This is a genomic window from Planomonospora sp. ID67723, assembly GCF_015711605.1.
Classification (GTDB): Bacteria; Actinomycetota; Actinomycetes; order Streptosporangiales; family Streptosporangiaceae; genus Planomonospora_A.
The window spans coordinates 902,653-915,531 of the sequence record NZ_JABTEZ010000003.1; the positions used below are offsets into that span (position 1 = coordinate 902,653).

The following is a 12,879-nucleotide window of genomic DNA, read 5'->3' on the forward strand; positions in this document are numbered from 1 at the left end:
CGGGGGCCGAGGCGTCAGCTCCGCAGGAGGACGACGTCGGAGGCCTTGACGAACATGAACCGGTGCCCGAACTGGATCTGGTGGTAGACCGTGTCGCCGCTGATCACCCGATGCCTGGAGGTGTCGAAGGTGACGGCGCGCAGGTAGGAGCCGCGCCGGGTCAGACCGGCGCTGTAGCGCTGGCCCGCCGGCAGCGAGTACTGCAGCGGGACGAGCTTCTGCGGCTCGACCCCCTCCGGATAGGCCGACGGCTCGGGATAGGCCCTGCCGTACAGCTTCACCGAGGGCAGCCCGGGCCGGGGCGTCACCAGCGGCCCGGAGGCGCGCACGGAGGTGCGCGCGCCCTTCGGGTCGTGGAACCAGGCCTTCTGCCCGAGATACCAGATCGCGGTCCAGTCGTTCTCGCGTCCGGCGCGGGCGTAGCGCTGGCCGGCCGAGGCGCGCGCGGCGTGGTCGTGGACGTTGTAGGTGGAGCCGCCTTTCGGATGCCTGCCGACGTCCTTGACCAGCGGAGCCTCCCCGGAGGGCCTGGTGTGCAGCCAGACCGTGGAGGCGCCCTGCGGCGGGCAGTCGCCGGAACCGCCGCAGCCGGTGAACCGCGGCCGGTTGGCGTCGTACCCCGGCAGGATGATCACCGAGTCCCCGTGGGGACGGGCCGCGCGGGCCGGCGGGCTGCCGAGCAGCGCGAAGTAGCGGGCCCAGTCCCAGTAGGGCCCCGGATCGGTGTGCATGCCGCGCACCGCGGCGCGGGTGGTGCCGGGCACGTTGTCGTGGCCGACGATGTGCGCCCGATCCAGCGGCACGCCGTACTTGCGCGCGAGGTGGCGGACCAGTTTGGCGGAGGCCCGGTACATCGCCTCGGTGTACCAGGAGCCGCCCCTGGCCACGTAGCCCTCGTGCTCCAGGCCGATGGAGCGGGAGTTGACGTCCCAGTTCCCCGCGTGCCAGCCGATGTCCTGGCCGCGCAGGTGCTGGGCGACGAGGCCGTCGCCGGAGCGCAGCGTGAAGTGCCAGCTCAGGTAGCGGGGGTTGCGCACCGCGTTGACCATGGATCGGTAGCTGCTCTCGCCGTCGTGGATGACGATGTAGTCGATCTCCCTGCGCCCGTCGTAGCGGTCGTGGTTGCCGTAGCGGCCCTTCCTGCCGAGCCGCTGGTAGGGGGCCGGGAGCCACCGGCAGGAGATCGTGGGAGGGCAGTCGGGGCCGGGCGCGGCGGCGCGGTGGAGGCCCAGCCGCCCGGTGGCGGGCGCCGGGGGCACCGCCGACGGGTCCGGGGGCAGGACCACCCGCTCGCCGTCGTCGGTGGTCCGCGCCGCTCCGGCGCGGATCGTCGCGTAGACCTCGTCGGCGAAGGCGGCCGCCGCTCCGGCGTCGTCGGAGGCCGCGTAGCGGGCCACCGCGCCGTACCAGCGGGCCGGGTCGCCGCCCGGCGTCCCGCCCTCCCGCCGCCGGTACTCGGCCAGCAGCGCGGCGCCGCCGCGGATGTTGGCGGCCGGGTCGTCGCGGAGCCGGGCGGGAGGGATCCCGGTCAGCCGGGAGGCCAGGCGCAGGGTGTCAGACGGGGGATCGGCGGCCGGCTCGGGAGCCCGGGCGGGCCGGACCATCGGCCGCGTCTCGTCGCCGCGCGGGTCCTCCCCGCCGCCGTGGTGGTCACCGGGACGGTCGCTGTGATGATCATTGGGGCGGTCGCCGGGGTGATCGCTGTCACCGCCGCTGCGACCGTCATAGTGGTCACCGTCGCCGGGTACGGCCAGGCCCGCGTCGACCAGGTGCATGGGGCCGTACCCCCCGGAGACGCTGGGCAGGCCGTCGTTGCGGTCCCAGCGGGACTCCAGGTAGGAGACCGCGAGCAGCACGCTCTCCGGCACGCCGTACGCGCGGGCGGCCTGGGCGAAGGCCGCCTGCCTGCTGCCGGACGGCTCCGGCCGGAGGGCGGCCGTCCCCGGGGCGGTGGGGACGAGCGCAACGAGAGCGGCAAGGGCTGCAATACCTGACAGATGTCGCATATGGAGTTCCTCCCGCTTCCATCACTACCCACGGTAATTATTCGCTACCTAGAGTCAGTAAAGCGATGCGCTCAAGAGGGAACCGGTCAATCTCTGCCCGAAATCGGGCAGGAAACTTGGTGAATCGCCTCCGCACTGCATATCGTCCTGCTCTGTGTCCATGGCATGGCATCCGCATGAGGAGTTGGTCGCCCACCTGACCCGGACGAGCGCGCTCGGTCCCGGGGAGGCGGCGCGGGTGGTGGCGGACGTGCTGGCCTACTTCTCCGAGCCGGTCGAGGAGTTCGTCCGGCGGCGTCATGCCGAGCTCAAGGGGAAGGGGCTGGTCAACGATGAGATCTTCTCCCGCATCGCCGCCGAGCTGCCCGGGCGGCGGGTCGCGGCGCCGGAGCTCTCCGTGCGCCAGTTGCGCAGGATCGTCTACGGATAACCGAATAAATCGCAATAAGTCAGTGCATGACGTCTACGAGAGGAGACGGCCGGATGTGTGGAATCGTGGCCTACGTAGGACCGAAGGACGCGGCGCCGATCCTGCTGGAGGGACTGCAGCGCCTGGAGTACCGGGGTTATGACTCGGCCGGCGTGGTGGTCTCCAACAAGGGCCTGAAGGTGCGCAAGGTCAAGGGCCGGGTCGCAGACCTGGCGGCGGCCGTGCCGGCGCGGTTCAAGGGCGCCACCGGGATCGGTCACACCCGCTGGGCCACCCACGGCGTGCCCAGCGACGAGAACGCCCACCCCCACCTGTCGAACGACGAGCGCATCGCGGTCGTGCACAACGGCATCATCGAGAACGCCGACGAACTGCGCGCCAAGCTGGAGGCCGACGGCGCGGTCTTCCTCTCCGAGACCGACACCGAGGTGCTGGCCCACCTGATCGCCCGGACCACCAAGGAGGCCGACTCGCTGGAGGAGGCCGTGCGCACCGCGCTCAAGCGGGTCGTCGGCACCTACGGCATCGCGGTCATCGACGCCGAGCGTCCCGGTGAGGTGGTCGTGGCCCGCAACGGCAGCCCGATCGTGCTGGGCATCGGCGAGAAGGAGATGTTCGCCGCGTCGGACGTGGCCGCACTGGTCCGCTACACCCGCCAGGTGGTGCACCTGGAGGACGGCGAGCTGGCGGTGCTGAAGGCCGACGGCTTCCACACCTTCGCCAGCGACGCCCGGGAGACCGCCAAGGAGCCGCTGACCGTCGACTGGGACACCGGCCACTACGACACCGGCGGCTACGAGCACTACCTCCTCAAGGAGATCTCCGAGCAGCCCGACACCGTCGCCCGCACCCTGCGCGGACGCCTCGACGAGCGCTTCAACGTCGCCCACCTGGGCGGCCTCAACATGGACGCCCGGGAGGTCAGGTCCTTCCGCCGCGTGAAGATCATCGGTTGCGGTTCGGCCTACTACTCCGGCCAGATCGGCGCCCAGCTCATCGAGGAGCTGGCCCGCATCCCGGCCGGCGCCGAGCCGGCCAGCGAGTTCCGCTACCGCAACCCGGTCGTGGAGCCCGACACCCTGTACGTGGCGATCAGCCAGTCGGGGGAGACCTACGACACCCTCGCCGCCGTCCAGGAGCTCAAGCGCAAGGGCGGCCGGGTGCTCGGCATCGTCAACACCGTCGGCAGCGCCATCGCCCGCGAGTGCGACGGCGGCGTCTACCTCCACGCCGGCCCCGAGGTCTCGGTCGCCAGCACCAAGGCGTTCACCTCGACCGCCGTGGCCTTCGCCCTGCTCGCCCTGCACATGGGGCGGGTGCGCGACCTGTCGCCGGCCGACGGCCGCCGCATCTGCGAGGGCCTGCGCCGCCTGCCCGACCAGATCAAGGAGATCCTCGCCCTGGAGCCGCAGATCAAGGAGCTCGCCGCCAAGTACGCCGCCTCGCCGAGCATGATGTTCGTCGGCCGGGTCCGTGGCTACCCGGTGGCCCGCGAGGGCGCGCAGAAGCTCAAGGAGGTCTCCTACGTCCACGCCGAGGCCTATCCGGCCAGCGAGCTCAAGCACGGCCCGCTGGCGCTGATCGGCCCCGAGATGCCGACGGTGGCGATCGTCCCCGACGACGAGCTGCTGGACAAGAACCTCACCACGCTGGGCGAGATCCAGGCGCGCGGCGGAAAGGTGATCATGATCGGGCACCGGACGGCCGACCCCAAGCTGGCGAACGAATGCATCGTGGTGCCCAAGAACGAGGTCGAGCTGGACCCCATCCTGCTGGGCATCCCGCTCCAGCTCTTCGCCTACCACGCGGCCGTGGCCCTGGAGCGGGACGTGGACAAGCCGCGCAACCTGGCCAAGAGCGTGACGGTGGAGTAGCCGGGCCACCCGACCCCGGGCGATAGCGGAGCGTGATGGACTTGTAACCTGCAGGTACCGGGAGACCCTGGGAAAGGGGCGCCGATGCACCGCAGGAGGTTCTTCACGCTCACCGCCGGGATGGTGGCCGTGGCCGGCTGCGGCCTGGCCGGGTGCGGGGGCGGCGCGGAGGCGCCGCTGACGGGCAGGCTCTCCGTCGCCGTGCCGACGGCGCGCGGGCAGCGCTGGGCCCGCCTCGCCCAGGCCCTGACCGAGGTCGCGGCAGGCGACGGGCTGGCCGCGGCGGCCGAGGTGTCGGCCGGCGGACCGGCCTCCAGAGCCGGGGCCGGCCCCGGCGGCGGGCCGGTCGCGGCGGCCGAGGCCGGCGACCGCCCGGGGGAGGCGCCCGGAGCACGCCGGCTCTCCTTCGCCAGGGAGGGCAGGCTGCTGCTGACCGGGATGTCGGCGCTCACCGCGGCCGAGCTGTCGGGCGGCCCTTCGGTGGCCAGATCGGCGACCCCGCTGGCCCGGCTGGTCGGGGACTGGGCCGCGCTGGTCGTCCCCGCCGGCTCGCGCCTGCGCTCCTTCGAGGACTTCGCCGCCGCTGTCAGGCGCGACCCGGCCGGACTCGTGGTCGGCGGTCGTACGGCGGGCGGCTCCGACCACGTCCTCTACGGCCTGATCGGCAAGTGCCTCGGAGTCGACACCCGCCTGCTCGACTACGCCGGGTACTCCGGCCTGGCCGAGGCCGCCGAGGCCCTCCACTCCGGACGGGCCGTCGCGCTCCTGGGCCCGGCCCGCTCCTTCGCCGCCGAGGTGGCCGCCGGCCGGATGAGACCGCTGGCGGTCTCCTCCGCGGAGCGGATCGACGGGATCGACGCGCCGACCCTGATGGAGCTGGAGGTCCGGCTGGAGTACAGCGACTGGTACGGCGTGCTCGGCCCCCGGCGGATGGACGACGGCGACCGCGAAGCCGCCGTCGCGTTCTGCGACCGCCTCGGCGCCTCCCCCCGCTGGCGGGCCCGGTGCGAGCGAGAGGGCTGGGACCGCCTCCACCTGAGCGGGGACGACTTCCGGCGGTGGCTGGACACCGAGACCCGGCGGACCCGGGAGGCGCTCAACGAGTTCGGACTGCTGAACACATCCGACACAAACTGTGGGACCAGTTGCGGCGGGCGCCACTAGATGTAGGATCCTTCCTCGTTGCTGGTTCGCCCCGCGAGGGGCGAGGAAAGAGGGAACCCGGTGAGATTCCGGGGCTGCCCCGCAGCGGTGAACGGGAACGACCGCCGTCATTGACGAAGCACTGGGGAGACCTGGGAAGCGACGGCCAGTAGGAATCTGCACGGTGCCCGTGAGTCCGAAGACCTGCCGGTGACGCGTGGAGCGTGAGCGGGACCGCGCGGCCGGGCCACGAGCCCCGGCGCGAGCCCTGTCGAGCGCGGCCACGTCAAGGAGTCCAGGGCCTCGAGGGAGGGCCCGCGGGCGAGACGGTCCCGGCGTGCCCGCGGGCCGTGCTCAGCCGTGTGCCCACCCTGCGAGAGCCGTACCGCACGGGGAACGCGAGGGGTAGCACACGTGACACAGACCTTGGCCGAGACGGCAACCGGGACCGCCGCAGAGGCTCCCGCCGGGGCAGGCACAGAGGCTCCCGCCGGGACGGGCGCCGCGGAAGAGGCCGGGCGGAGCCCGGCCGAGCGCAGGCTGGCCATCGAGGAGGCCGCGGCCCGGGTGATCACCGACCCGGAGAACTCCCGGACCGCCGCGCGGCTGCTGGCCGAGCTGATCGCCGACGAGGCAGCCGAGCACGGTGTGCGGACCTTCTCGCAGTCGGTGGCCGCCACCCACGCCGCCGGGCTGGTCGCCGACGCGCTGGCCGCCTTCGTCGCCGCGCACGCCGCGGAGCTGGACGCGCTGGTCACGGAGGAGACCCCGTTCGAGTACTTCGGCCTGCGCACCGTCTACGACCGCTATCTGCTGCGCCACCCCGAGACGCGCAAGGTCCTGGAGCGCCCGCAGCACTTCTTCCTGCGGGTGGCCTGCGGCCTGTCGGAGACGGTCGGGGAGGCCGCCGAGTTGTACGGCCTCATGTCGAGCCTGTCCTACCTGCCCAGCTCGCCCACCCTGTTCAACTCCGGCGCCCGCCGCCCGCAGCTGTCGTCGTGCTTCCTGCTCGACTCGCCTCGCGACGAGCTGGAGGCGATCTACGAGCGGTACGGGCAGGTCGCCAGGCTGTCGAAGTACGCCGGGGGGATCGGCGTCTCCTGGACCCGCGTGCGCTCCCGGGGCTCGCTGATCCGGGGCACCAACGGCCACTCCAACGGCATCGTGCCGTGGCTGCGCACCCTGGACTCCAGCGTCGCCGCGGTCAACCAGGGCGGCCGCCGCAAGGGCGCGGCCTGCGTCTACCTGGAGACCTGGCACGCCGACATCGAGGAGTTCCTGGAGCTGCGCGACAACACCGGCGAGGACGCCCGCCGCACCCACAACCTCAACCTGGCCAACTGGATCCCCGACGAGTTCATGCGCCGGGTCGAGACCGACGCGGCCTGGTCGCTGTTCGATCCCAAGCAGGTCCCCCACCTCACCGACCTGTACGGCGCCGCCTTCGACGAGGCATACCGGGCCGCCGAGGCCGAGGGCAAGGCCGTCCGGCGGATCCCGGCCCGCACCCTCTACGGCCGGATGATGCGGACCCTCGCCCAGACCGGCAACGGCTGGATGACCTTCAAGGACGCGGCCAACCGGACCTCCAACCAGACCGCGCGCCCCGAGAACGTCATCCACCTGTCCAACCTCTGCACCGAGATCCTGGAGGTCACCAGCGACGCCGAGACGGCCGTGTGCAACCTCGGTTCGGTCAACCTGGCCGCCCACCTGGCCGGGGACGGGATGGACTGGACGCGGCTGCGCCGTACCGTCCGCACCGCGGTGCGTTTCCTGGACCGCACCATCGACCTGGGCTTCTACCCGACTCCCGAGGCCGAGGCCGCCAACCGGCGGTGGCGGCCGATCGGGCTGGGCGTGATGGGCCTGGCCGACGTCTTCTTCGCCCTCCGCCTGCCGTTCGACTCGCCCGAGGCGCTGGAGCTGTCCACCCGGATCGCCGAGGAGATCGCGCTCGCCGCCTACGGCACCTCCGCCGACCTGGCCGTCGAACGGGGCCGCCACCCCTCCTACGACGACACGCGGGCCGCCGCCGGCGTGCTCCACCCCGACCACTACGGCGCCGCCCGCTCCGCCGAGTGGGACGCGCTCAGGGCGAAGATCGCCGAGACCGGGCTGCGCAACTCGCTGATGATCGCGATCGCGCCGACCGCCACGATCGCCTCCATCGCCGGCTGCTACGAGTGCATCGAGCCCCAGGTCTCCAACGTCTTCAAGCGCGAGACCCTCTCGGGCGAGTTCCTCCAGGTCAACCGTTATCTCGTCCGCGACCTGCAGGCCCGCGGCCTGTGGACCCCGCAGATCCGCGACGAGATCAAGCGGGCGGACGGCTCGGTCCAGGACATCGCCGAGATCCCGGCGGACCTGAAGGTCCTCTACCGGACCGCCTGGGAGCTGCCGCAGAAGGCGCTGATCGACCTGGCCGCCGCGCGCACGCCGTACATCGACCAGTCGCAGTCGCTGAACCTCTTCATGGCCACGCCGACCATCGGCAAGCTCTCCTCGATGTACGCCTACGCCTGGAAGTCCGGCCTGAAGACCACCTACTACCTGCGCTCACGCCCCGCGACGAGGATCGCCCAGACCACCGTGGCCCAGCAGGCCGCCGCGCCCGCCGCCGACCCCGAAGCCGTCGCCTGCTCGCTGGAGAACCCCGAGTACTGCGACGCCTGCCAGTAAGAACCTTCCGAGAGGCCTTCCCCTGATGTTGCTCGACCCCGGCATGGACCTGACCCTGCGGCCCATGCGCTACCCGGACTTCTACGAGCGGTACCGGGCCGCCATCCGCAACACCTGGACGGTGGAGGAGGTGGACCTCCACACCGATCTCGCCGACCTGGCGAAGATGACCGACCAGGAGCGCCACCTGATCAACCGGCTCGTCGCGTTCTTCGCGACCGGCGACTCGATCGTGGCCAACAACCTGGTCCTCAACCTCTACCAGCACGTCAACGCGCCCGAGGCGCGGCTCTACCTCAGCAGGCAGCTGTTCGAGGAGGCCGTGCACGTGCAGTTCTACCTGACCCTGCTGGACACCTATCTGCCCGACCACGACGAGCGGGTCAAGGCGTTCGCCGCGGTCGAGCACATCCCGTCCATCCGGGACAAGGCCGAGTTCTGCTTCCGCTGGATCGACTCCCTCGGCGGGCTGCGGCGGCTGGAGTCGAAGGACGACCGCCGGGCCTTCCTGCTCAACCTGATCTGCTTCGCCGCCTGCATCGAGGGCCTGTTCTTCTACGGCGCCTTCGCCTACGTCTACTGGTTCCGCTCCCGCGGCCTGCTCGGCGGCCTGGCCACGGGGACGAACTGGGTGTTCCGCGATGAGTCCATGCACATGGAGTTCGCCTTCAGCGTGGTGGACACCGTACGGGCCGAGGAGCCCGAGCTGTTCGACGACGAGCTGGGCGCGCAGGTGACGCGGATGCTGGAGGAGGCGGTCGAGGCCGAGCTGGCCTTCGCCGTCGACCTGTGCGGCGAGGGCCTGTCCGGGATGAGTGCCGGGCAGATGCGGCAGTACCTGGAGTACGTGGCCGACCAGCGCCTGGCCCGCCTCGGCATGCCGCTCCGGTACGGCACCGCCAACCCCTTCGCGTTCATGGAGCTCCAGGACGTGCAGGAGCTGGCGAACTTCTTCGAACGGAGGGTTTCTGCGTATCAAGTAGCGGTTGAGGGGAATGTCACATTCGACGAGGACTTCTGATTATCCGTTCCCTCTAAGGGAAACCTCTCGCCGGTAAAGACGACGACGAGGAGGGGACGCCGTCCGTGTCGGACTGGATCATCATGCTGGCCGCCGTACTGGCTGCCGTCGCGGCTGTGGAGGTGGTGAGGCGGGTGCTGCGCTCACGCTTGCTCGGGGAGAAGTGGGTCCTCGCCGGCCCGCTGGTGAGGCGCTGCACCTGGCCGGCGTTCGCCACGGCCGCCGTGGTGGCCGCCTACACGGTCTACGAGCCGGGCATGGCCGCGGGCGAGGCCAACCAGACGATCCAGCGGGCCATCAGCCTGATCATGATCGGCTCCGTCACGTGGCTGGTCATCCAGGCGGCCTACGCCGTGACCGACGTCGTGCTGGAGCGGCTGCTCCGGATCGAGGGCGAGCGCAACCTGCGGGCCCGGCGCATCCGCACCCAGATCGCGCTGGTCCGCCGGGTCGCCTCGGCGGTGGTCATCGTGGTGGCGCTGGGCGCGATGCTCTTCACCTTCCCGCAGGTCCGCGCGCTCGGCGCCGGGCTCCTCGCCTCCGCCGGCATCGCCGGCGTGGTCGCGGGCATCGCCGCCCAGTCCACTCTCGGCAACCTGCTCGCCGGGCTGCAGCTCGCCTTCAGCGACGCCATCCGGCTGGACGACGTGGTCGTGGTGGAGGACGAGTGGGGGCGGATCGAGGAGCTCACCCTGACCTACGTCGTCGTGCGCCTGTGGGACGAGCGGCGGCTGGTCCTGCCCGTCTCCTACTTCACCACCAACCCGTTCGAGAACTGGACCCGGCACGGCAGCCGGGTCATCGGCCACGTGCTCTTCCGGGTGGACTGGTCCGTCCCGGTGGACGAGCTCCGCACCGAGCTCTACCACGCGCTGCGGGAGCACCCTCTCTGGGACCAGAAGGACTGGGTGCTCCAGGTCACCGACGTCCTCCCCAACGGCCTGGTGGAGCTGCGCGCGCTGATGAGCGCCGCCGACTCCGCCAGCGCCTGGGACCTCAAGTGCGACATGCGCGAGCACCTGGTCACCTTCGTCCGGGAGAAGTACCCGGAGGCGCTGCCCAGGTTCCGGGTCGAGACCTCCTCCCCCTGAAGGTCCTCAGGGCGTGTTCGAGGGCCGGAGCACCCGGGCGGCCCCGGCGATCAGCGCGGTGGCCAGGATCCAGCCGGAGGCGACCAGCGCCCAGGCCAGCCACCGGGTCCAGCCGACAGGCTCCCAGGCGCCGCGCTGCTCGAAGACGCTCACCGGGACCAGCAGGTCCAGCGTGTAGACGAAGGCGCTGAAAGTCCGCACATGGTCTGGATCGATCTTCAGAGGGGGTGCGGCGGAGAAGACCGCCGTGCCCACGGCCAGCAGCACCGCCGCCCAGAGCCCGGCCATCCAGGGGCGGTAGCCGTACCCGACGGCGCCGTCGAGCAGGCGGCCCCAGAACCGGCCGGCGGGGCTGAGCGTGCCGCGGTGCTCTCGCTGCTTGGCCAGCAGTACCCGGCGGGCGTCCGGCTCGTGGCCGATCCGCCGGTACCAGGCCGCCAGCTGCTCGTACGGCTGCGGCCTGTAGCCGCCCGGGTCCCGGGAGACCCACGACAGGCGCTGCGCGACGCTCTGCGGACCGCGCAGTGCCTCGTAGGTGAGGCCGTTGAGGTGGATCCGGTCCGGATAGCCCGGCAACCGGTCGGTCAGGACGCCGATCCGAGAGTAGGCGAGGTTGACCTCGCCCTCGATCTCCGACGGCCGGAGGATCAGCTCGTCCACCTGCATGTGGCTCAGGTGCAGGGACCGGCCGGGCGCCTTCAGCACCGCCTGGTCGAACGAGAGGACGCCGTTGACCCGCGCTCCGCGCAGCCGTACCGTGCCCAGGGCGGTGAACCCGGCGCTGAACTCGGCCGCCGAAGCCTCCAGGAAGTCGGCGTAGACGGCGTGCGACCCGGTGGCCGTGATCGAGGACTCCTGAAGGTAGAGGCCGCCGTGGAACTTCGCCCCCACCAGCCGGAGTCCGGCCTCGGCGCGCAGGCCCCGCAGGAACGCGCCGCCGTCCACGGTCAGCCCGCCCGCCCACAGCGCCCAGTGACGCTGGTCGTAGCCCCGGCGCAGGGTGTCCTCCTCGGTGAACGGCTGCATGATGTCCCGGAAGGGCTTCTCCGCGGCGCCGTCCTGCTCGCCGCGCGCACCCAGGCGCGTCTTGGCGAGCCGGAGCTGGCCGGTGACGTGCGTGTTGTCCAGCCGCATGCCGCCGCCGACGGTGGAGCCGTCGAAGTCCAGCAGCCCGTCGACGGTGCTGCGCGCCGCGCGGACCCGGCCCATCGTGCAGCCGCGGAACCGCAGGCCGCGGGTGGTCGCGTCGGTGAAGTCGACGATGTCGGGGATGCGGCAGTTGAGGAGGTGGAGCTTGACCCCGACGGTGGCGTCGGACAGATCCAGCGATCCCGCGATGTTCGCTCCCGCCAGCCGCACGCTCGGGGTCGCACCCGGTTCCGCCTCCTGCGCGCCGAGCAGCAGCGCGGCCAGGACCTCCGCCCGGACCGTGCGCTCCGGGCCCCATGCCGCCCCGTCCGCGGGGTCGTCGACCGTGGGGTCTCCGGCCCGCAGGTCCACCCACGCACCCGTCGGGTAGGCGTCCCACAGGAGTCGTTCGGCCGGGCTCAGCCGCCCGAGCGGCCGCAGGCGCGTCCGGCGCCGGACGGGGGATGGAGGCACGGGAGCTCCTGACCTTTCGCCATACGGATCACGGGGCCTGTCCGCCCCGGGCGGGAAGGGCTCCGGGGCCGGATCATGATCGCAGAAGGGGCCCGGGAGAATCTATCCCGTGCAGATCTCCGATGGTTTCGTCCTGTCCGCCGACGACCACGTCGCCACCCTGCGGATCGACCGCCCGGACAAGCGCAACGCGATGAGCGCGAGCATGTGGCGGGCGCTGCCCGGGATCCTGGCGCCGCTGGCGCAGGATCCGGCCGTGCGGGTGCTCGTGCTCACCGGAGCGGGCGGCACCTTCTGCGCCGGAGCGGACATCTCGGAGATCGCCGGGCTCGCCGAGGGCGGTGACGGCACCGGGGCGACCGTCGCGGCCGAGCGGGCGCTGGCCGCCTTCCCCAAACCGGTGATCGCGATGATCGAGGGCTTCTGCGTGGGCGGCGGCTGCCAGCTCGCCCTCGCCTGCGACCTGCGCCTGGCCGCCTCCGGTGCCCGTTTCGCCATCACCCCGGCCAAGCTGGGCATCGTCTACCCGCTCTCCTCCACCCGCCGTCTGGTCGAGCACGTCGGTCCGTCGGCGGCCAAGTTCCTGCTCTACTCCGCCGACCAGATCGACGCCGAGAGGGCTCTGCGCATCGGGCTCGTGGACGAGGTCCTGCCGCCGGAGGAACTGGCCGGGCGGGTGTACGGCCTGGCCCGCACGATGGCCGGGCGCTCCCAGCTCACCCTGGCCGCCAGCAAGGAGATCGTGGAGGGCCGCGCCGGCGAGGACCGTTTCCGGGAGTGGCAGAGAGCGTCCGCGGACGAGCTCGCCGAGGGCGTCGCAGCCTTCCTGGGGCGCCGCCCGCCGAATTTCCCATGGAAGTGGTAATCCATCGCGCTTTTAGCCATCGGGATATTTTCCTTTTATGGGAAACGGTCGCATGAGGTTTCTCCGCTTCGGCTGGAGAACTGCTCCAATCGGAGGGGGATCCTTCTACCGATTCGAGGGCGCGCGGACTCCGTGTTTCGGGTTCCCGCAGATGGAGGCCGTCGT

At 71.7% G+C, this 12,879-nt stretch carries 9 protein-coding genes and 1 riboswitch; of the genes, 7 read left to right on the top strand and 2 right to left on the bottom strand.

From position 1 onward, the window contains the following. Positions 1 to 14: 14 nt before the first annotated feature. A complete protein-coding gene (locus HS041_RS25630) occupies positions 15 to 2,006 on the bottom strand; it encodes an N-acetylmuramoyl-L-alanine amidase (protein ID WP_196443343.1) in 1,992 nt (663 codons plus the stop codon). A gap of 160 nt (positions 2,007 to 2,166) precedes the next feature. Between HS041_RS25630 and HS041_RS25635 the strand changes: the two genes are divergently transcribed. From HS041_RS25635 to HS041_RS25660, 6 genes are all read left to right on the top strand, one after another. Then, complete coding sequence (locus tag HS041_RS25635; protein ID WP_196443344.1) at positions 2,167 to 2,436, top strand: hypothetical protein; 270 nt, start codon at positions 2,167 to 2,169, stop codon at positions 2,434 to 2,436. Between the two features lie 65 nt (positions 2,437 to 2,501). Then, positions 2,502 to 4,310 (top strand): glutamine--fructose-6-phosphate transaminase (isomerizing), encoded by a 1,809-nt coding sequence (gene glmS / locus HS041_RS25640; protein ID WP_307845465.1) that lies wholly within the window; start codon positions 2,502 to 2,504, stop codon positions 4,308 to 4,310. An 84-nt stretch (positions 4,311 to 4,394) separates the two neighbouring features. Beyond that, on the top strand, positions 4,395 to 5,474 hold the full coding sequence (locus HS041_RS25645) for a Bug family tripartite tricarboxylate transporter substrate binding protein (RefSeq protein WP_196443346.1): 1,080 nt from the start codon (positions 4,395 to 4,397) through the stop codon (positions 5,472 to 5,474). 5 nt (positions 5,475 to 5,479) lie between these two features. After that, positions 5,480 to 5,679, top strand: a riboswitch (cobalamin riboswitch). A gap of 188 nt (positions 5,680 to 5,867) precedes the next feature. Further along, entirely contained in the window at positions 5,868 to 8,135 is a 2,268-nt protein-coding gene (locus HS041_RS25650; protein WP_307845466.1) for a ribonucleoside-diphosphate reductase subunit alpha, read from the top strand. A 25-nt stretch (positions 8,136 to 8,160) separates the two neighbouring features. Beyond that, positions 8,161 to 9,156 carry a ribonucleotide-diphosphate reductase subunit beta gene (locus tag HS041_RS25655; RefSeq protein WP_196443347.1) on the top strand — a complete coding sequence of 332 codons (996 nt, stop codon included), beginning with the start codon at positions 8,161 to 8,163 and terminating at the stop codon, positions 9,154 to 9,156. A 65-nt stretch (positions 9,157 to 9,221) separates the two neighbouring features. Further along, complete coding sequence (locus HS041_RS25660) at positions 9,222 to 10,247, top strand: mechanosensitive ion channel family protein (RefSeq protein ID WP_196443348.1); 1,026 nt, start codon at positions 9,222 to 9,224, stop codon at positions 10,245 to 10,247. Positions 10,248 to 10,253: 6 nt separating this feature from the next. Here HS041_RS25660 and HS041_RS25665 read toward each other — a convergent pair whose 3' ends face one another. Then, positions 10,254 to 11,849, bottom strand: a complete 1,596-nt coding sequence (locus HS041_RS25665; RefSeq protein ID WP_307845467.1) for a pentapeptide repeat-containing protein — start codon at positions 11,847 to 11,849, stop codon at positions 10,254 to 10,256. A gap of 109 nt (positions 11,850 to 11,958) precedes the next feature. On the opposite strand from HS041_RS25665, the gene HS041_RS25670 reads away from it, so the two are divergent. Continuing rightward, entirely contained in the window at positions 11,959 to 12,714 is a 756-nt protein-coding gene (locus tag HS041_RS25670; RefSeq protein WP_307845468.1) for an enoyl-CoA hydratase/isomerase family protein, read from the top strand. The last annotated feature ends 165 nt before the right edge of the window (positions 12,715 to 12,879 follow it).

What these genes read in the sequence shown, in the direction of transcription:
- HS041_RS25645 (WP_196443346.1), top strand. Translation starts at nt 4,395, where the DNA reads ATGCACCGCAGGAGGTTCTTCACGCTCACCGCCGGGATGGTGGCCGTG.
- HS041_RS25630 (WP_196443343.1), bottom strand. Translation starts at nt 2,006, where the DNA reads ATGCGACATCTGTCAGGTATTGCAGCCCTTGCCGCTCTCGTTGCGCTC.
- HS041_RS25655 (WP_196443347.1), top strand. Translation starts at nt 8,161, where the DNA reads ATGTTGCTCGACCCCGGCATGGACCTGACCCTGCGGCCCATGCGCTAC.
- HS041_RS25635 (WP_196443344.1), top strand. Translation starts at nt 2,167, where the DNA reads ATGGCATGGCATCCGCATGAGGAGTTGGTCGCCCACCTGACCCGGACG.